The 18,142-nt window shown below is 42.3% G+C and carries 17 protein-coding genes; 9 read left to right on the top strand and 8 right to left on the bottom strand.

Going from position 1 to position 18,142, the window contains the following annotated elements; all coding sequences use genetic code 11:
* Nucleotides 1-26: 26 nt before the first annotated feature.
* On the bottom strand, nucleotides 27-1,505 hold the full coding sequence (locus AC04MN_RS02100) for a PAS domain-containing sensor histidine kinase (protein ID WP_475381528.1): 1,479 nt from the start codon (nucleotides 1,503-1,505) through the stop codon (nucleotides 27-29).
* Nucleotides 1,506-1,674: 169 nt separating this feature from the next.
* Between AC04MN_RS02100 and AC04MN_RS02095 the strand changes: the two genes are divergently transcribed.
* Complete coding sequence (locus AC04MN_RS02095; RefSeq protein WP_475381527.1) at nucleotides 1,675-3,444, top strand: alpha/beta hydrolase family protein; 1,770 nt, start codon at nucleotides 1,675-1,677, stop codon at nucleotides 3,442-3,444.
* Here AC04MN_RS02095 and AC04MN_RS02090 read toward each other — a convergent pair.
* Nucleotides 3,438-3,866, bottom strand: coding sequence for a hypothetical protein (locus tag AC04MN_RS02090; protein ID WP_475381526.1), 429 nt, complete (start codon nucleotides 3,864-3,866; stop codon nucleotides 3,438-3,440). The genes AC04MN_RS02095 and AC04MN_RS02090 overlap by 7 nt on opposite strands.
* Entirely contained in the window at nucleotides 3,851-5,161 is a 1,311-nt protein-coding gene (locus tag AC04MN_RS02085) for a transglycosylase SLT domain-containing protein (protein ID WP_475381525.1), read from the bottom strand. The genes AC04MN_RS02090 and AC04MN_RS02085 overlap by 16 nt, the downstream gene beginning before the upstream one ends.
* 222 nt (nucleotides 5,162-5,383) lie before the next feature.
* On the opposite strand from AC04MN_RS02085, the gene AC04MN_RS02080 reads away from it, so the two are divergent.
* Both AC04MN_RS02080 and AC04MN_RS02075 read left to right on the top strand, forming a co-directional pair.
* The gene (locus tag AC04MN_RS02080) at nucleotides 5,384-6,658 is read left to right on the top strand and encodes an SH3 domain-containing protein (protein ID WP_475381524.1); all 1,275 of its coding nucleotides are present in this window, start codon (nucleotides 5,384-5,386) and stop codon (nucleotides 6,656-6,658) included.
* Nucleotides 6,659-6,660: 2 nt separating this feature from the next.
* The gene (locus AC04MN_RS02075; protein WP_475381523.1) at nucleotides 6,661-7,092 is read left to right on the top strand and encodes a hypothetical protein; all 432 of its coding nucleotides are present in this window, start codon (nucleotides 6,661-6,663) and stop codon (nucleotides 7,090-7,092) included.
* A gap of 28 nt (nucleotides 7,093-7,120) precedes the next feature.
* Here the strand turns inward: AC04MN_RS02075 and AC04MN_RS02070 are convergent, their stop codons facing one another.
* Nucleotides 7,121-8,266, bottom strand: coding sequence for an acyl-CoA desaturase (locus AC04MN_RS02070; RefSeq protein WP_475381522.1), 1,146 nt, complete (start codon nucleotides 8,264-8,266; stop codon nucleotides 7,121-7,123).
* Nucleotides 8,267-8,370: 104 nt separating this feature from the next.
* Nucleotides 8,371-8,988 (bottom strand): hypothetical protein, encoded by a 618-nt coding sequence (locus AC04MN_RS02065; RefSeq protein ID WP_475381521.1) that lies wholly within the window; start codon nucleotides 8,986-8,988, stop codon nucleotides 8,371-8,373.
* A gap of 116 nt (nucleotides 8,989-9,104) precedes the next feature.
* On the opposite strand from AC04MN_RS02065, the gene AC04MN_RS02060 reads away from it, so the two are divergent.
* Together AC04MN_RS02060 and recO are read left to right on the top strand one after the other, a co-directional pair.
* Nucleotides 9,105-10,121 carry a hypothetical protein gene (locus AC04MN_RS02060; protein ID WP_475381520.1) on the top strand — a complete coding sequence of 339 codons (1,017 nt, stop codon included), beginning with the start codon at nucleotides 9,105-9,107 and terminating at the stop codon, nucleotides 10,119-10,121.
* Between the two features lie 41 nt (nucleotides 10,122-10,162).
* On the top strand, nucleotides 10,163-10,762 hold the full coding sequence (gene recO / locus AC04MN_RS02055; RefSeq protein WP_475381519.1) for a DNA repair protein RecO: 600 nt from the start codon (nucleotides 10,163-10,165) through the stop codon (nucleotides 10,760-10,762).
* Here recO and AC04MN_RS02050 read toward each other — a convergent pair.
* The gene (locus tag AC04MN_RS02050) at nucleotides 10,759-11,682 is read right to left on the bottom strand and encodes a tyrosine-type recombinase/integrase (RefSeq protein ID WP_475381518.1); all 924 of its coding nucleotides are present in this window, start codon (nucleotides 11,680-11,682) and stop codon (nucleotides 10,759-10,761) included. The two genes, recO and AC04MN_RS02050, sit on opposite strands and share 4 nt — an antisense overlap.
* 258 nt (nucleotides 11,683-11,940) lie before the next feature.
* On the opposite strand from AC04MN_RS02050, the gene AC04MN_RS02045 reads away from it, so the two are divergent.
* The 3 genes from AC04MN_RS02045 (at nucleotide 11,941) to AC04MN_RS02035 (ending at nucleotide 14,723) form a co-directional block, all read left to right on the top strand.
* On the top strand, nucleotides 11,941-12,996 hold the full coding sequence (locus AC04MN_RS02045; RefSeq protein ID WP_475381517.1) for a sigma-54 interaction domain-containing protein: 1,056 nt from the start codon (nucleotides 11,941-11,943) through the stop codon (nucleotides 12,994-12,996).
* An 84-nt stretch (nucleotides 12,997-13,080) separates the two neighbouring features.
* Nucleotides 13,081-13,590: a DMT family transporter gene (locus tag AC04MN_RS02040; protein ID WP_475381516.1), complete on the top strand. Its 510-nt coding sequence runs from the start codon at nucleotides 13,081-13,083 to the stop codon at nucleotides 13,588-13,590.
* A gap of 17 nt (nucleotides 13,591-13,607) precedes the next feature.
* A complete protein-coding gene (locus tag AC04MN_RS02035; protein ID WP_475381515.1) occupies nucleotides 13,608-14,723 on the top strand; it encodes a hypothetical protein in 1,116 nt (371 codons plus the stop codon).
* On the opposite strand, the gene AC04MN_RS02030 is transcribed toward AC04MN_RS02035, so the two are convergent.
* The gene (locus AC04MN_RS02030; RefSeq protein ID WP_475381514.1) at nucleotides 14,712-15,545 is read right to left on the bottom strand and encodes an HTTM domain-containing protein; all 834 of its coding nucleotides are present in this window, start codon (nucleotides 15,543-15,545) and stop codon (nucleotides 14,712-14,714) included. The genes AC04MN_RS02035 and AC04MN_RS02030 overlap by 12 nt on opposite strands.
* Before the next feature lie 470 nt (nucleotides 15,546-16,015).
* Nucleotides 16,016-17,107, bottom strand: a complete 1,092-nt coding sequence (locus AC04MN_RS02025) for an aminotransferase class V-fold PLP-dependent enzyme (protein WP_475381513.1) — start codon at nucleotides 17,105-17,107, stop codon at nucleotides 16,016-16,018.
* 97 nt (nucleotides 17,108-17,204) lie between these two features.
* Here AC04MN_RS02025 and AC04MN_RS02020 point away from each other — a divergent pair, with 97 nt between their 5' ends.
* Nucleotides 17,205-18,116, top strand: coding sequence for a pseudouridine-5'-phosphate glycosidase (locus tag AC04MN_RS02020; protein WP_475381512.1), 912 nt, complete (start codon nucleotides 17,205-17,207; stop codon nucleotides 18,114-18,116).
* Nucleotides 18,117-18,142 lie beyond the last annotated feature (26 nt).

The raw sequence follows: 18,142 nt of genomic DNA, 5'->3' as shown, positions 1-18,142 counted from the left end.
AGGCCCATCCTTTGAGGCCAGTTTTATTACTCTGCAAGCGGGAGTTCAAGTAAGAACGTAGTGTGCGCGGTGTTGGATTCAAGGATAAGATTGCCACCGTGGTCTTCTGCTATACTTTTTGAAAGGCTTAAGCCCAAACCAGTGCCTTTTCCGACCTCTTTGGTCGTAAAGAAGGGATTCATGATTCGGTCGCGAATTGCAGGGGGGACCCCAGGGCCCGAGTCTATAACTCGCAAGTAGGCCAAATCATTTTTAACTTCCAAATCAATTTTGACCCATTTCTGTTCAGCGGTTTCGATAGCGTCAATAGCATTGACGATAAGGTTTAATAGAACTTGGCTTAACTGAACAGGGCGACACCAAATTTGGCAGTTTGCTTCAGCATGGACTTGAATGTCGGTAGAGCATTTTTGTACGCGGCTTTTAACAATATCTAAGGTTTCATCTATGATAGCGCGAAGGTCATAAGTGATCATCGGATCCATTTGGTCGTCGCGTGCAAACTGTCTTAGACTTTTGACGATTTTAGCTATTCTCTCTGCCATCTTTTGTATTTTTTCGGTTCCATCCAGTGCTTTGCGAATATCTACCGGCTCTTTTGTAAGAGCTTTTAATACTAAGCCTGCATTTCCAGAGATGACAGACAAAGGATTATTAATTTCATGTGCGATGCCTGCAGACATTTCTCCTAAAGAGATCATTTTTGCCGAGGCCTGCATGCGTTTTTGTTCTACCTCTAGGGCCATTTCAAGATTTTTTCTTTCAGTAATATCGAGCATAATTCCGTTGTATATTACTTTTCCATTTTCATTTTTTACTTGTCTAGAAAGTCCTTGCCACCATTTCACAGTGTTATCAGGGTAAAGTAGCCGTCCTTCAAAGAACCAATCCTGTCCCGACGCATTGGCCTTTTCAATGGAACTTCGCCAGCGATCTCGATCGTCCGGGTGAATTAACGATGGTACTTTTCCGAAATCTTGCGGCTGAATTCCAAAATAGGTCCACAGTTTATCAGACACATAGCTAAAGGTCCCATGTCCATTTTGTTCGACCCATTGGTAAACAACTCCAGGAATATTTGTGACAACAGACGAAAATAACAGGCTGGTTTCTTTAAATTCAGACTCTAGCTCGACTTCTTTTGTGACATCGCGCTGAATGCCAATGAAATATTTGCGATTGCCATTTTCATCCTTGACCGGAGATAGACTCAGCTCGTTCCAAAAAAGATCTCCATTTTTTTTCCTGTTTTTAAGTACAACTTTGCAGGGAGTGAAGTTGTTTACGGCATTCCTAATAGTTTCAAGTTGAGGATTTGGAAGGCCATGATTAAGAAATCGACAGTTCTTTCCAATGACTTCTTCTTTGTTAAATCCAGAAATTTTTGTAAAGGCCGAATTCACATATATGATGGGGTTTTGTTCCTGGCTTGCATCTGTAATCACAACACCATCAACAAGGGAGTTCCATATTTCGAATTGATTTGGGTCTCGGCTAAAAGTCATTTGTTTATTCTATAAGAGGGGCGATGACTGCCCAACAAAAAGTAGACACCCCGGACCTAAGCATAGTTTGAAATCCAAAACCCGGGTTAAAAGTATCTGGCGAGTAACCGAGACACAGAAAAAATTCAAGATTGTTTGAGCTAATTGTTCAGATTCCGAATAGAACACTATGAGAACACCAAACAGTCGTAGATATTTTGTCCTGTGGTCCACATTATTCTGCATTTTACTTTCAGGCCAAGTATTTGGTAGGTCGATGAGCGAGGCTGAATTTTTGAAGGCTCTGATCCAATCCAATTCATTAGTTTTAAAGAGCTCGCCCCAGAACCTGAAAGCCTCGACAATTAGTATGCAAGGGTTAGATATTACGGATGGTGAAGTAGATGGGTTGAACAACAGCATCGTTGAAACCAGCTGTGATCCTCGAAATCTAGATACATCCAGAGAGCAAATGGATCGCCTGTCGACTAAGCAGTGGATTTCTCAAACAAAAAAATTCTTTAGTCGCTGTCACGAACAATTCGAAAAAGGAAGCTGGTTAGGGCCCGCAAGTTTAGTTAAGTACTTTAATACCAATTATCCATTTTTAGCTAGCTCTAGAGTGAAGACCCTGTTGATTCCGTTAAGTGGAGGTCGGAAAATTCCAGCGACTTTAGCTATGAAGGAATCTGGGCGCTCAAGACCTTTGGTAGTGGTTAAAGCCGGTGTTTTCTCGACATCGGGGGAAGAGCCCTCACTAAGAAACTACATGATTCATTTGTTTGATCAATCACCATTCAATGTGCTTTTGGTTTCGAATCAAACGGGTATGGATTATCTATATCAAAATAAATATGTCAGTTTAGGTGGTTGGTCCGAAGGGCAAGAGACGATTGAAATTGCACAGTGGCTTTATAGTCAGCCAGATATTGGGCCGACTATCAGTAGTCTGCATCTTATGGGCATTAGCTTGGGGGGAAATGCTGCTGTCTATGGGGCGTACTACAATGACTTAAATCTAAATCCTCTGACGACTCAGAAGTATTATAATTCCGTGACGGCGATATGCCCGGTCATTTCGTTAAAGCGAACTTTAGAAAAGCTGTACAGTCATAAGTTGGTCGGGCCGCTTTTTTATTCAAATACACGAGATCATTATGCCGAGGCTTCTAAATATCTGACCGACGTTCCTGATTTAACTCGGGCAGAGGCCTTTCCCTCCAAAGAAAAAATGAGTGATTATATCGGCCATGTGGCTGCAGTGTCTTTGAATCGCCGTGGTTTGGCAAGTATCAACGGGGAGTCTTTTCTGAGACTAAATAACTTTTGGAATTTGACTAAAAAAGTCAATACGCCGACTCTGGTTTGGGCTTCGAAGGATGATATTGTTGTTAATAACGAGGTGAATGCGGAGGTCTTCGAGCATGACGACTATTATGAATCCGCCTCGAATACGGGAACCCTGAATTTTGAGCATGGAAATCACTGTGCATTTTCAGCAGCGTATGGATTCCAGGCTTCGTCCTCAGTATTGCGTAACTTTGTATTAAAACACAGTCCTGAATTTGCGGTCTATAATTACCAAGAACGCGGTTGGAACTTCGATCAGCCACATTTAAAAGCCTGGCAAAAACATGCAACTCAAATCTGGAGCTTCAAGAAAGGTCATAGTAGCGCTAGCTTAAAGTTTATCTATTTTGATAAATGGCTTGCGCCCGAATGTGAAAAAGCCAGCTACTTTGAGGCACCCAGCATTTGCTATTTAGAAAAAGATGTTACGATTCCAGTCTCTCAGTTAAAAGATATTGGAGCGAAAATTCCCAATACTGTATTAGATGCACAAACGATGACTCGAGAGTTTAATACCAGGGTGCGGATATACTCATCTAGCGAGACCGCATCGATCCCGGCATCCGGGACTTCGAGCAATAAATTAAAGCTTTATTGGTACAATTACTGACAAAGGGCTTTTACAACTTCCTGAGATAGAGCCAGTTCAGGAAGTTGTGTCGTAATGGTGGCGCTTTCGTCTCCAATTAAATTTGACTCGCTTAGATTTAGGTTCACTTCTTTACATTGAGACTTTGATTTTAGTTGAGCTAAAATCATGTCAAAATATCCTTCAAGCTCGTTAAGACTCCTGAATTCTTCTAATGCCGGATGGTCATCAGGAAGACTTAAAAAGTTTTCCGGTAAATTAATTTTTAGTACCTCTTGGTGTATTTGCGTTCTTATATTTGAAACTCGAGCCATCTTTTTGGTAAAGCTGGATTCGCTACGGATTGCTCTTGCTTCAAGTAATATCGAATTTTGAATAGCTGTTTGAGCTTGAACTCCCATTGAAATTAGCGTGATAAAACCTGCGATTAAAAATTGACGCATGATCCACCTCCAACACCGTCTTCGATGTTTTTTAGAGTCGCTGTTATGGCCGGAAAGTACCTGGCTGTTTCAGCTCGACGAGCCTTGCTTCGATTTGCAGAGGCTGGAAACTTCTGCATTGCGAACTGCATTTCTTGAATAAATTTTTCAGCATTGGTGACGGGCTTATTTTTGTAAACACTATTAAGAAGTGCTTTGGCAGGAGTCCACGTTCCTGCTGGGCCGGTATTATGAGACCATACCATTAAAGCACGTTCTATTTTCTCTTGGTCATTTTGACTTACTTGAAATTTATCTTTGTAGGCCGAATTTTCAAAGATACTGTTTTGAAGTTGTTTTTTAGACAGCTTCAAATACGAGAATGTATAAAGCATATTTGTAAGCGGATTTCCTTTAGAGATTGAAATGCGATCACAGTTATTGGCGACTCGTCCTCTCATTGGAGAATTCAAAACTTGGTCGGCCACCTGTTGGCAAATAGGGTCATTAGAGCTTTGTAGATGTTTCCGCATTTTTGAAAATTCATTTCTATTCACTGAATCGATGGCAGCCTGAGTAAACTGGCCGATGCCGCCGGCACCTGTAGGGCTCATTGCATTTACGTGAAATCCAGACTCGATATTAATTAAGGCGTAGACGGCGCGAACATCCAGTCGTTGGTTTTCCTCTGAGCCATCATTGATATAGTTTTTCATACACTTGGCTGCAACATCAAAAGAGTTGCTAATAAGGTTGAAATAGTTTTCGGTTATGCAGGGGCGAAGGGTGGCCTTTGCCGCTTGGTTCTGTCCAGGGCCACAGCTTCGAAAAGATTTTGATTGAGCTCCAAACTTGGATTCCATGCCCATTCTGATACAAGCAGGCTTAATAATAGAATTAATAGAGATGTCGGCTTCGGCAAGTTTTCCAATGAAACCGTTTTTTTGAATCTGTTTAGTAATTTCGGATTCTAAATAGTCATTTTTTGAAGAGCATTGTTGATAGCGAATAGAGGCCTGGCTGGCTACGCAGTCGGCGCAGCTGCTACCCGAGAACCAATGGGAGATTCCACCAGAGCGTGCGGCCTGAGTGGCTTTTGAAACCCGATCAAGGGCAAACTCTAAAGCTGGTGTCGGTTGTTCAGAAATCGCTTCGGCTTTTGGTGCCGGCTCTGACTTAGGCTCATGGTAGACCAAGCGCGCATCGTCTTTGCGTGCGGCTTCTTCTGAATAATACAAAGAGCCTACCTGTTGGCGTGCAAACGCGGAGGTCGAACCTAACAATAGTGTTGCCAGCAATAATATTGATCTTTGCATAAATCCTCGGTTTCTAGTGTCCCTAAATAAATGTAATAAGCAGGACTTATGCCAGGGACGGGAGTTTAATATTTAAATAGTTTCCAGTATTTACTTAGGCCATGTTGTCTCGATATGAGATGGATTTTTAGACGGTTCCCATTCGTGCCTTCTGGTGTCAAAAAGCTAGGCATTAATTGAATCTTACTTTAGTTCGTTTTCAATTCACCGATAGGGAATCTAATGACTTCGATGAGTAGTGCTTTAATTATATTTTTTGTCTTGATTCCTTCATTTGTTTTTGCCCAGTTCGGCAAAGGTATGAAAGTCATTGCTAGAGGACTTAATGTTCGTACCGCAGCAGGAGATATTCTGTGTTCGATCAAGAAAGATGATAGGGTAGAAGTCATTGGTCGACATGCTGATGGACAGCGTTTGAAAGTCAGTATTAATAAAAAGGGATGTCCGAAGCAAGGATATGTCTACAGTAATTTCTTGAAGCCAGATAATATTCTCTCTAAGTTTTCGTCTTCTTCAAAAGTTGAGGTGGACTCTTTAAGTTTAAGAAGTTCTCCAAAGGTAAATCATAAAACTTATTTGTGTGCCCTTCCAAAGGATGCCGTTGTTGATATCATGGACGACGTAAATGTCGGAGCCCATCGCTCGCAATGGTTTAAGGTCAAAGTAAAAACTCCGGTCAAGGGGTGCCCTAACGAGGGCTTTGTCAATGGCGCTTATCTTGCTCCCAACGAAGACTTCAAAGACTTGCCTGAAGCTATTGATTCAAAGTCGGTAATGGCAATGGAGCAAAATACCGAGGCGCAAGTTCCTTGTAAACATTGCGAAACAACCAAGAGTCCTACCGCAATTGGGACGCAAATCGTTGATGCGGTAACACCGCCCGAGCGGAATGACTTTATAGAAGGTTTAAAAGAAATGATCAAGGATCCCAAAGCTAAGCCAGAATCTTTGATCACTCATCGAGGTTTGGTGCAAATGCCTTTGATTGGAAAACGAGGTAATATTGGTGCCTGCGGTAGTCATCATTATAATCCTGATAAGCCGGTAGGTATCGATGCATACGCAAATCCAGTCACGGCTTGCGCATTTGTTTCATTCTTGCAGGACTGGAAAAAGAATTCTTGTCCAAACAATGATGACGGCTGCCGAATTGCTTGGGGAGATATTTCTCATAAAACGCGACCGAAATTTAGCGGTCATCAGACACATACCGATGGGCAATGCATTGACATCCGGCCTTTAAGAAGTGGTGGGTTTGCAGATGCACCAATGACGTACCGACAAAAAGGCTATGATCGCGCTAAGACGCAAGAGATGATTCGTGAACTCAAAGCAAAAGGTGCTTCGGTCGTTTTATTCAACGATCCTAAATCGGGTGGGGAATATACTTCTGGGCATGATAATCATATCCATGTTTGCTTTTATAAAAATGAAAAGACCCTGAATACCTGCAATGGACTTATTCTTGATCCGAACGTTTGTCCGGAGCTGGAGTAATTATGAAGAGGTTATTGTTATCTTTTCTAGTGCTATTTAAAATGCAGAATGCGATGGCCGCTGAAAAATCCTGTGCTTCGATAATACAGGGATATAATATTTATGAAGTATTGGTGAAGGGCCAAGTCCAAGAGCGCTTTTCAATCTTCGAGATCCAGGATTGGTCTCGGCACTCCACATTTCAGGGGCTGATAACAAAAGAAAAAGCCGACACAATCAAAATTCATGTGGTGTTAGGTGAGAAAATAACTAAAGAGTCGAATTATGAACTGAAGTTGACTCCCTGGCGGGTTGATAGCAAGTATTCTGAGGCTCTAGGTTTTGACGGTAAAAAGTTTTTTTCAGAGTGGACCAGCGGAACATTCACAGTCGAGTTGCTAAAGGCCGGGCAAGTTTTGTGTAAAAGCCCCTTTAAAATTCTTCCTCCGCATTAAAAAAGCCACCTTTTCAGGTGGCTTTTCTTTAGGACTTTAAATACATTTTCCAAACTTTCATTCCCATTTGAAATTCGAGTTTCGCTTCCTCTAAGTCCCTCCGAAGTTGAATCTTCTTTTGATCGTAGGCTTGGCTAAATTCCACTTTACGACGTTGGTAGTCCAGTTTCAAAAGTTCGTAGTCTTCTTTGAGCTGGCGAATTTTCGCTTGAGCCTCCAAAATCTTTTCTTTCATTTGAACAAGCTTTTCATCTGCCAACCCACGGCTACGAAGGGTCATCTCTTCAGCTTGAAGACGAGCTTTCAGAATTTCAGTATTCGATATCATACGTAGTTTTTTGGCAAGTCCCACAAGGGCCAATAATTTAATTGTCCATTTTGTTGGATCCCAATGGTACCAGCGAATACCGTTGCGATAGTCAATTTGAAAGGTGTGATGAAAGTTGTGATAACCTTCACCGTGAGTGAGTACAGCGACGATAAATGAATCTCTCGCCGAGATATCCTTAGAATAGGTTTGTTTGCCCAGCGTGTGGCAAAGGGAGTTTACAAAGAACGTCGATTGCTGAGTAAGAACAATTCTTAAGGCTCCGGCGATGATCAATCCGCCCCAGAAGCTTCCCATCGCCCAGCCAATCAGAGCGGGAAAAAAGTAACCCATAAAAATAGCGACAGGGATATAGTACTTATCTTGAAGATAAACCCATTTGTCTTTTTGCAAATCTGGTGCGTGCACGGGTTGATCTACAGTTTCCTTAAGCAACATCCAACCCATGTGAGCAAAGAAAAAGCCCCGGTTGATATTATAAGGATCTTTGTCGCCATCGATAAAGCTGTGGTGGCGACGGTGATCTGAAGACCACTTCAATGCAGATCCTTGCCAAGCCGAAGCTCCGATTAATAGAAATACAATTTTAACTAAAGGATGAGCATCATAGCTTTTATGGGAAAATAAGCGATGGTATCCGGCAGTAATCGATAGATTGGTTGCGGCTCCGAAAATTAATGCAAAAAGAACTATGCTCCAAGAGAAATCATTAAAGATATAGTACAAAGGCACTAATATAATACAAGCGATGGGGTTGATAATTAAAAACAAAGCCACAGGCCAGTAGATTTGATTTTTCCAGTTATCTTGCCTTTTTTGTGGAATGTTCTGATTTTCAATGGACATAAAAACACCTCGATCTATCTTTCACTTTTACCTTAAACGATTAAAAACGAAAGAGAAATCGAGGTGCAGCATTGTTTTAATACGGTCAAGTGCTCTAAATTTGATTAGATACCGATACCAAGCATCACTTTTGCGTAAGTTCCGCTCATATCAAGCGTTCTGGAGCCCGAAATTGTTCCCGTAGAATCCGTTGCATTCTTCCAGCTAAAATTCATGTAACCAACTTCGGCTCCAACATTGAAACCAACCAGTTTAACGCCTGCCTCAAGTCCGACAGAGTAAGAGGACATTTTACTTGAAGTAAATTTTGTCGAATAGCTGGTTTCGGAAGCTTTTGCGGAACCGCTGTGCGAAATTCCATAAGTAAAGACCGGGCCTAAATAAAGAAGGGTGTCGATCAATCTAGAGTTAATAATCAAAGCCGTTCTGGTGTAGCTAGTTTTAAATTCAAGACCGCCGCTACTTGCAGTGAGTCCTTGATTTTCATAGCGTAAACCAAAGCCAAGAGGCATCAATGGTAGTGTGACGACAGCGTCAGCTCCTAATCCGTAAGTTGGCACAATAGAAGGCAAGCTTGTAGTCGCTCCGTCGTAAACGTCGCCGAAATAAGATTTCGACCCCAATAAGCCATAGGTTAATTTGGCTTCAAACAACGCAAAGGCTTGCGTTGAAACACATAAGGTTGAAAGAAAGGTTGTTAAAAATAGTGCCCATTTTTTCATTTGGTTATCTCCTGATACTAATATGTTAAACGGACTCATCAAGAAGGTCCAATATTGGGGTAAATTCAGACCTAGGTCGGAAGTGCTCGTATCTAATTTATGTTAGTCTTTACAGAGTGGAAAAATGGGATACGTCATTGCTCAATGGATTTCAACTTGCAGTCTGTCCAACAGATCAGTGGGATCGTATAAACGATCGCCTAAAATTAAAGTTACAAATTGACGATTCGCAGACGGTGCGAGTTTATCGAGATGCGGCCAGTGCTGTTTTTGAATGTGCATTCGGAACCGCTCACTTTTTGGCCCACAAAAGATCCGTAGGAATTTTTAAAGGACAAACCAGCTATTTTGAATCGGTCACGGCTCATTTTTACAAGCAGCTTTTGAATGTTCAGGCGATTTTACCGCGCGATCTAAACTCGGTGGAAGACTGGGTGAATGGTTTAAAAAAAGACACGAGTTTGGTGCTGGTTGCCGAAGATCATCCTATTACAGGGGAAGTTTATCCTTTTGTTGATGAATTGGATCGTCTACTTAATGAAAAAAAGATCTATTGTCTTCGCCTTTCACATCGTCAGTGGCGATACCAGCCTATGTCCGTTGCTGCCTATACGGTTCGAATTCAAATTTATGATGAACTTTGCTTAGCCTATTGTGGTGAAAGATTTAAGTCTCCGCCGATGCTTGCTCAGGTGCAACCATGGAAAGAATCTGATTTAGTCCATTTGCAAAAAGAATATAGGCACTTCGAGGATAAAAAGCTCGTTCTGGATTTTGAAAGCTCAGTATCTTCTTTTGCCGAAAGCTATTTTGAGGTGCTTGGTAAGGCCGAGGCTCCCAGATTGTGGGATCGCTCGGTATTAATTCTAAAAGATGTTTCCTCTGCGGCCTTAGCCGAATTATTGGCAGAGCGACAATCGCTGATAATGGCAGAGCTTCCTATGTATTCGACGAATCAGTGCCTAACTGGAACATTGCGGGCCTTTAAAGGCTGGTGGGATCCCGCGCCCTCAGCAGATGCTTTAAGCTCATTATTGGTAATTCCAACAGCATTATTACAGCAAAAAGATTTTGCTTCTGAATTCAGAGCGGCGTATGAAGAGATCAAGAGCCTTTCGAGTTGGCAAGCTTAGCCTATTTTGGATTCAACGAAAGTGCTTTTGTAAGGTGATAAATGAATACAGTGCAGGGTCGTTTTATAATTCTTAGAAAAATGAAGTATTCTGAGGCTGATCTTATTTTGCACGCGATAAATCCTCTAGGTGCCAAGGTGTCTTTTATCGCTCGGGCTGCACTGAAATCTAAAAAGCGATTCGGAGGCGGGATCTTAGAACCCTCTCACTTTGTTCAGTTCACTTACAAAGAGGCCTCTGAATCTGGAGGACTAAACGTTTTGCAAGAGGCTACTCTGATCAATGAATTTAAGAATCTTCGCAGATCCTATGATCATTTGGAGTTTGCCTTGCATGTGCTAGAGTGTGTTGCAAAAGTCAGTCAAGAAGGGGACGTCAGTTCAGAGTTCTTATTTAATTTGCTAGGTCATACTTTAAAAGCGATCGAGATCTGCGACGATTTACTAAATTTAAAAATGCAGTTTTATCTTAAGTTTTTATTGCAACAAGGGGTGATTCAACCTGAGGCCTGGATGTCACCATTTTTGAAAGTCCCATTGTCCGAGGTGAATTCGTTAGCTTCGTACCGTCATATCGTCGATGAAGAACTTTTCAATATCGAGCAAATGGTGAAACATTATATCGAGAACGCCGTCATTTAGCCGATCTTTAGTTTCGCCAAGGGGTGTGATTGATCCATGGTCTTTGCTAATTGATCTATACTTAGATGAGTGTACTTTTCTGTAGCCACTAATGATTCGTGGCCCAAGAGTTCCTGCAGAGTTCGCAAATTCGTTCCTCCTCCCAGCATGTGGGTGGCGAAGCTATGCCGAAGAGCATGTGGGTGAAGTGGATGAAGTAAGCCCGCTTTCTGGCCGCATTGGCGAATCCATTCAAAGGCCACTCGTTGCGACAGCGGTTTGTCTCCGAGCACGTAAAGACTTTCCGGGGTTGATTTTCTTAGATCAATTAAAGCCTGTGCTGTGAACTGGGGAAAGACGGAATATCTTTCTTTAGCGCCTTTTCCAAGGATTCGCACTCGGCGCGCCGAAAGTTCGATGTCAGACCACTTCATATTGCAGGCTTCGCTGATACGTAAGCCTCCGCCATAAAGAAGTAAAAACAGCGTTTTGGATCTTTTGTCGTCGTATGAATTTTTGAATGAGGACAACACGCTTAGTACTTCATCAACCGAAATAAAGTGCGGGATCTTTTTAGGCACTTTCGGACAGTGGAATTGATGAGCCCAGTTCTCTTCGGTGATCTTTTCGGCATAGCACCAGTTCAGAAAGCTTTTTAAGCTTGCGACCTTTCGATTCTTCGATGCCAAGGAAAGCTTTTGATCTGGGTATTTCGGGCGAACCGAGGACGGGGCCCGAGGATAGAGTTCTTTAGCTGGGGGGGCGTCGCCAGATGAAAAGCCCTCTAAGGCCGATTTGTTCAACCCTTGAAGGCTCAGGCACTGGTCTAGATCCAAGGCGTAGGCCTTTAAAGTATGCAAAGAGATGCTTTGGATCTGCACCATGAACTTAAGATAGTCCCTGACCAGTTGGGCCGGGTTGTTTAAATTCATGACAGGCATTGAGTCCTCCAATTATTCAAATATTACAGATATTTAGGTCTAGTTTTACAGTCCAAGTTTATGAAATTCGACCTTAGGAGGGTTGGGGAATTTCCCCTAATTCGAGAATTTTTTTTAACACCATGCAAAATTTTTCTTGCAAATAGTTCACGACCTATGTCATAACGATGCGCGTCAACACGGTGTATCAAATTGAAATATTCAAAATGAGACGCCGTTATAGGTTTTTTATTTAAAAGAAAGTGAATTGAGGTAAATATGAGCGAATCTAACATTCCTACCGTTTTGCCAGCATCTAATAACCAAAACCAAGTTCTTTGGACAGGTCAGGCACAAAAGCCCTTAGAGACCAAGACAATCGTTTATCAATCAGAAGTGATGACGAACTTGATGAAGATGGTGGACCGAGTCGCCCCATCGGGTGCTAATATCCTTGTTCTAGGAGAATCGGGAACAGGTAAAGAGTTGATCGCTCGAGCTATTCATGAGCGTTCGAATCGTAAGAATAAAGCCTTCGTCGCTATCAACTGTGGTGCTTTGCGGGAAACTTTGCTTGAGTCCGAGTTGTTTGGTCACGAAAAGGGCTCTTTCACTGGAGCTTACAATAAAAAGATCGGATTGGCCGAAGCGGCTAATGGTGGAACACTCTTCCTAGATGAGGTTGGTGAGTTGTCACCGGCGATTCAGGCAAAACTTCTTCGTTTTATTCAAGAAGGCGAGATCTTCCGAGTTGGTGGTAAAGAGCCCATCAAGGTTGATATCCGTTTAATCTGCGCGACCAATCGTGAACTCGACGCTGAAGTTCAACGCGGCAACTTCCGTGAAGACTTGTTCTATCGTATTAATACAATCGTTGTTGGTGCACCTCCTTTGCGTCGTCGTAAAGAAGACATTCCTTCATTGGTTAACCACTTTTTAAATAGCTCTCAACATGCATATTTAAATCGTGGTCGCACGATTTCTGATGAGGCACTGGCTGTGATGATGAAGTACGATTGGCCGGGAAATATTCGTGAGTTGCAGAACGTTTGTGAGCGTTTGCAGATTTTATCTGATGGTCACATGATCATGCTGAATGACCTTCCAGAGAACATTCGGACTCCGGAAGTCAAAGATGATTCTATGGCTTATGATCCTGCGATGACGATTCATGAGCTTGAAAAACGTTATATCTTAAAAGCATTGTTGCACTTCGGTGGCAACAAGACGCAAGCGGCTAATGCTTTGGGTATTACGATCAAGACTTTGTACAATAAACTTCATGAGTACGGTGAGTTCGATAAGTTCGCTGTGCACACGAAGCCAATGAAATAGTTTTGAAGTTTCGGTGGGACGGTACGTTTTGGTTTAAAATTTTTGTCGGTAGATTTTTGTCGGAACAAGAGTCACGTGGTTTGCGTGACTCTTTCTTTTTGTGACTTGCGCTGGGATCGCTTCTCTATTATGGTGCTGCGAATGAATTCATATCTATTTCTTCCATTTTTGACAGGTATCACGATCGTTGCTCAGGCAATGCTTAATAAATCATCTTCTAGCACCGTGGGCTTTACGACAGCCGTACTTTTAAATGGTGTCGTCTTTTTTGTGGGGTGTTTAGCGCTATGGGGTGGGGTGAAGTTGGGATTGATTCCCTGGACTGGAGATATGGGGGCGGGCCCCATTCAGTTGAACTGGAAAACACTTTTGCCAGGGCTGTGTGGGATGGCCATTGTTGTTGGGACACCTATTGCTTTGATGAATTTAGGTGCTGCGTTGACTTTTAGTATCGTTATCGCAACTCAGCTAGTGTTAGGGATTTTTATTGATGTGGTCATAGATGGAAAACCACTTTCGTGGCCGTTGATCATGGGTGCCTTAATTATGTTTGCTGGTGTTACGTTGATTTTAAACGCGGATAAATTAAAGTAGGTTCTATGCAGGGGCGAATGGCTCGACCAAATTTACAACTATTTGTATTGATTTTGGTCTTGGCGTTTTCGTCTTGGGGTTTGGCAAAACCGAACTCGAAGTCTAAAGCAAAAGAATCTTCATCCGAAGCTTCATCAGAGTACAATCCTTTAGAGGCCATCAAAGACCTGAATAATCAGTCTGCCGATTTTTATGATTTTTTGATGCGTTATCAAGGCCAATTTGTGCCTAAACAAGAGTTACAGAAGCAGATTGAGGCTTTACGAATAGCAACAGAAGCTTACCTCAATAAATTAGGTGTCCAGTTTCAAATCGAAAAGCGCTCAATGAAAGATGCACAGTTTGAAGGTGCCGCGATTCAGAAAATTGATTTCCCTGCATTTGTCCTTCAGTCCGTCCATGAAGGTTCTGGCTTTGTGGATCAGAATGCAGAATTTTTACGGCTGATCTTAGCAGACCCTGCAATGGCTAAAACCCGGTTAATTTTAAATCCCTACTTGCAGGTCGAGAATTCCCGCATTCAAGGTTTCTTTGAAAAGGAGACTCGCAGAATCGAGTTCTCGGTTCCAGCATTGTCCTACAGGGTCGGTGGACTCGGAGACACCTTAAGACACGAGTTTCGTCATGCACAAGAGCAGTTTCAATTAGAGCAGGGGCGGCCCACGCTAGCCTCTTGGGTTTTTAAAAATAGTTCAAGTCAAGTCTCGGAAGCCACAGCTCCTTATTCAGAGTTTTTGCGACTTGATGAAATCGATACCCATCGGTTAGATGTGGAATACTTAACTGAGACTGCGCCAGGATTTGAAAAGTATAATTTAGATAAATCTAAGTTAGTCGAACTTCGACGTTTTCGCTCGTCGACATTGGATTTTAAGAAACAAATTTTAAGTCGCCTTGAGACTGACACCCGTTTGGTGTTTTGGAAGTTGGCCGATTTAAATTTTAAAAATTTGATTCAATGGCAATGTCTGTCGCAAGAGTTAATGATGGTTTGCCAAGCCAAGCTTGATAAAGGGATGCCTTATCAGACCGTCGAGTTAACTTTACCGATTCAGTTGTTGCAAACACAGAACGCGCAAATTCCTACCGAGCAGATTCAGCACGCCATTGAATGGGCCTTATCACAGATTTAGTTTTTGAATCTGTAAGGCAAGCAAAAGTACTCCAGGCCATGAGCTGGCCCAAGCCCAGAAAAAGCGGTTAAGACCAAAAATATAGATATTTGAAAAATGAAAAATGGCGGCGATTGCAATAAATAAAACAGTGGTGCCTACGTTAAGTAAAGCCAGTGGAAATAAACACTCAAAGGCTAAAGTGAGCCAAGTTAGAATAAGAATAATATTTCGATTCGCATAAATTTTTTCAACATGAGGGTGTGGTGAGTCGAAGACCGAATTTTGTAAAAATGCGGCCAGGGCTTTTCCAGATCTCCAGTCTTTTTTTTGGATTTTAATAACGCCTGCGATAAAATATGAAAGAGTTGACTGGACTCCGATATATAAAAGGCCCGCAGTGGGATGAACGATCTTAGATACCAAAAGTCCGGAGGCCACAACTAAACTCATCATATCGCTGCCTCCATTATATGTGCCTCTCCAGCGTAAATTAATAAGAACACATGACAGCCAGACAATTGCCAAAGCCCACGGATTCGTAGAGAACAACAAACTCAATGCTGCGATAAATTTCAAGGCCAATAGAATTACAAATCCTTGTTGCCAGAACCACGGATGTTTAAAGAAAAGACCTGCTAGAGGCTTTTCCCAAAATGCTAAAGGGCGCTCTTGCCACTCTTTAGAAATCAACTGGGCCGACCATACTCCGGCTTCTGACCAGCTAAGACGAATACGAAAGAACTCAACAACCTGAATTATATTTGTGATTGCGAACAAAATGACACCGACCCGAAATAGATATTGTTCGCTGGGCATTTCCAAAAAGGATAAATTCACCATCGAAAAATCTCGTTTCCTTGAGGGCTGGTAATGAGGCTTCCCTGTGGGTGTTCGGTAAGGCAAAATTCTCTGGTTGGGGAGGCTGGTAAGTGCAGGGTTTCGACTAGAAAACGGGCTTGCTTATCGATAAGTTCAAATAAGATCTGTGGGATTGCTGAGTCCTCTGCAAGTTCGGATACAAATTGTTCCAAAATTGAATCGAAAGCAAGTTGGAGATTTCCATTGGGATTGCTCCACAACAGGCCTGATGAACGTGCGACAGGAAGCTTTAATCGGACCCAGCTGTGATCAGAGGATTCTCGTGTCCAGATTGAATAGCGCAGGCCAAGGTTTTCAAAAAACCTCCATGAAGGAAAGAAGAACTTCCAAGTCTGAGCCGACGTGGATTTGATTTCGGACCTTTTTCTTAATATCAGAAAAATTAAAATCCCAAAGAAAAGAATCAGGAAGATCCAAGTCATTCGCATATCCTAAAACAAAAGATCCAAAGATTTATAGTCTTCTGGGGAATGATAAAGACCAAAACCAAATCTTAAGCGGTCTTTTCTTGAATCAACCCAGATTTTTTTCTGTTTTAATGCCTGTACTGCTTTCAGAGTTGTCTCATTATCACTTAGTTGAAAAGTAAGAAAGTGCCCTTGTTGATCCCAAGAACGAAAAAGAAGTTTATTAGTTCGAACGAATTCTGAATTTTGCTTTTCCAGCTCAGCCAGAAATTCTTTTTGACATGATTGAATGTAAGAGTGGATGTCAGAAACCTTGATTCCCCTCGACTCGAAGAGCTTCAGAACTGCTAAAAGCCGATACGCCGCAGAGTAGTCCATGGTTGAGCCTGCAAAGCGAAACCCATCTTCAGAGAAGGGGACGCCGCTTTGTTTGTTATTTAAATTGCCTAATTCGGCGAACCAGCCAGTGTATTCGGGCTTTAACTGAGCATTCGGCACTGACATAAAACAACAGCCTTCCCCACCTTGCGCGTATTTATAGGCGCCTCCAATATAGAATATTCGATTTTCAAACGCTGCGAGGTCCGTAGGCAGGGCCATGAATCCATGGTAGGCATCTAAAATAAAGCAAGTTGACGAGGGTGTGATGTTCACAAAACTTTTCCAATCCGGCGCAAAGCCGGAATTGAAAAATACCTGGCTAATGAAGACGATGTTCCATTCTTGGCCATTAAGGGCTTCTTTGAAGCGGGTCTCGAAGGATTCGATTGGAAATTGTGGAATACGAGTGACTTGAAGCTGCGGGCTTCGTGTTTCTTCCATGCGGGCCATTTGGCGCTCGAAAGAATAGAATTCAGAGTCCGTAGTTAAAATTTTTAGTGGGCCTTGGAAGCAGCTAAGGATTCGATAAACCAACTCGTGAGTGTTGGGCGCAAAGACAATTTGGTTAGGTCTTTTGATATTTAGTACAGATGCTAGCGATTGTTGAAGTTCAGGCAATACTTTTCCAAATATATGTCCCCACTTGTCGTCGACATACTTTGCCGAATCGTCCCAGTATTGAAGTTGAGCGTCTCGGGTAATGTCAGGCCAATAATGGTGGCTGTGGCTCGCCATATGAAAAATATCTTTTTGGGCTGACAAAAATCTTGAGTATAGTGATTTGTACATAAATTAATCGTGACACTTGAAATGAACTCTGTCGAGGAACTCTATGTCGAAAGTTGTATTATCAAAAGAAGTAGAACAGGCTCTAAAATCAGGGAAGGCCGTTGTCGCATTAGAGTCGACAATTATTTCTCATGGAATGCCTTATCCCCAGAATTACGAAATGGCTTTAGCTGTTGAAAAGGCGGTGCGTGATAATGGCGCGGTTCCAGCAACAATAGCTATTGTGAACGGAGAACTTCGCGCTGGATTGTCGAATTTAGAAATAGAATCCTTTGCAAAAAAAGGAATGTCTATTGCTAAAGTCAGCCGTCGTGATTTGCCGGTTATTATGGCACGCAAGGCTGATGGGGCAACCACAGTTGCCAGTACGATGATTATTGCAGAGCTTGCAGGAATCCAAGTGTTTGCAACAGGTGGTATTGGTGGGGTCCATCGAGGGGCCGAATTAACTATGGACATATCAGCCGATTTAGAAGAGCTAGCGCAAACAAATGTGGCGGTGGTCTGTGCCGGGGTGAAATCAATTTTAGATATTGGCTTAACTCTTGAGTATTTAGAGACCAAAGGTGTTCCAGTTTTAGGATTTCAGACCAAACAAATGCCGGCTTTCTATACTCGAGAAAGTGGTTTCGAATTAGATGCTAGATTGGAATCGCCAACAGAAATAGCGAATGTTTTATTTCATAAATGGAGCTTGGGATTAACGGGTGGGGTTGTGATCGGGAATCCGGTTCCGGAAGCCTTTTCCTTAGATTTTGAAAAAATGGATGCGGTTATAAAATCCGCACTTGGCGAGATGGAAAAACTAAATATCAAAGGTAAAGACGCAACTCCATTTTTATTGGGAAAAGTGAAAGAATTAACTTCGGGGCAAAGTTTAAAAACGAACATAGAGCTTGTGTTAAACAATGCCCGATTGGCGGCACAGATTGCGAATAGTTTTGCGGAACTTTAGGGCACAATAAGAAAATAAAAAAAAGG

This window comes from Bdellovibrio sp. ZFWA1 (assembly GCF_056175665.1).
Note: the sequence above shows the minus strand (reverse complement) of the source record. Positions and strands in the feature narration are given on the sequence as shown.

Coding starts and splice junctions, on each gene's coding strand:
- AC04MN_RS02100 (WP_475381528.1), bottom strand. CDS start 1,505: ATGACTTTTAGCCGAGACCCAAATCAATTCGAAATATGGAACTCCCTT.
- AC04MN_RS02095 (WP_475381527.1), top strand. CDS start 1,675: ATGAGAACACCAAACAGTCGTAGATATTTTGTCCTGTGGTCCACATTA.
- AC04MN_RS02090 (WP_475381526.1), bottom strand. CDS start 3,866: ATGCGTCAATTTTTAATCGCAGGTTTTATCACGCTAATTTCAATGGGA.
- AC04MN_RS02085 (WP_475381525.1), bottom strand. CDS start 5,161: ATGCAAAGATCAATATTATTGCTGGCAACACTATTGTTAGGTTCGACC.
- AC04MN_RS02080 (WP_475381524.1), top strand. CDS start 5,384: ATGACTTCGATGAGTAGTGCTTTAATTATATTTTTTGTCTTGATTCCT.
- AC04MN_RS02075 (WP_475381523.1), top strand. CDS start 6,661: ATGAAGAGGTTATTGTTATCTTTTCTAGTGCTATTTAAAATGCAGAAT.
- AC04MN_RS02070 (WP_475381522.1), bottom strand. CDS start 8,266: ATGTCCATTGAAAATCAGAACATTCCACAAAAAAGGCAAGATAACTGG.
- AC04MN_RS02065 (WP_475381521.1), bottom strand. CDS start 8,988: ATGAAAAAATGGGCACTATTTTTAACAACCTTTCTTTCAACCTTATGT.
- recO (WP_475381519.1), top strand. CDS start 10,163: ATGAATACAGTGCAGGGTCGTTTTATAATTCTTAGAAAAATGAAGTAT.
- AC04MN_RS02050 (WP_475381518.1), bottom strand. CDS start 11,682: ATGCCTGTCATGAATTTAAACAACCCGGCCCAACTGGTCAGGGACTAT.
- AC04MN_RS02045 (WP_475381517.1), top strand. CDS start 11,941: ATGAGCGAATCTAACATTCCTACCGTTTTGCCAGCATCTAATAACCAA.
- AC04MN_RS02035 (WP_475381515.1), top strand. CDS start 13,608: ATGGCTCGACCAAATTTACAACTATTTGTATTGATTTTGGTCTTGGCG.
- AC04MN_RS02030 (WP_475381514.1), bottom strand. CDS start 15,545: ATGGTGAATTTATCCTTTTTGGAAATGCCCAGCGAACAATATCTATTT.
- AC04MN_RS02025 (WP_475381513.1), bottom strand. CDS start 17,107: ATGGCGAGCCACAGCCACCATTATTGGCCTGACATTACCCGAGACGCT.
- AC04MN_RS02020 (WP_475381512.1), top strand. CDS start 17,205: ATGTCGAAAGTTGTATTATCAAAAGAAGTAGAACAGGCTCTAAAATCA.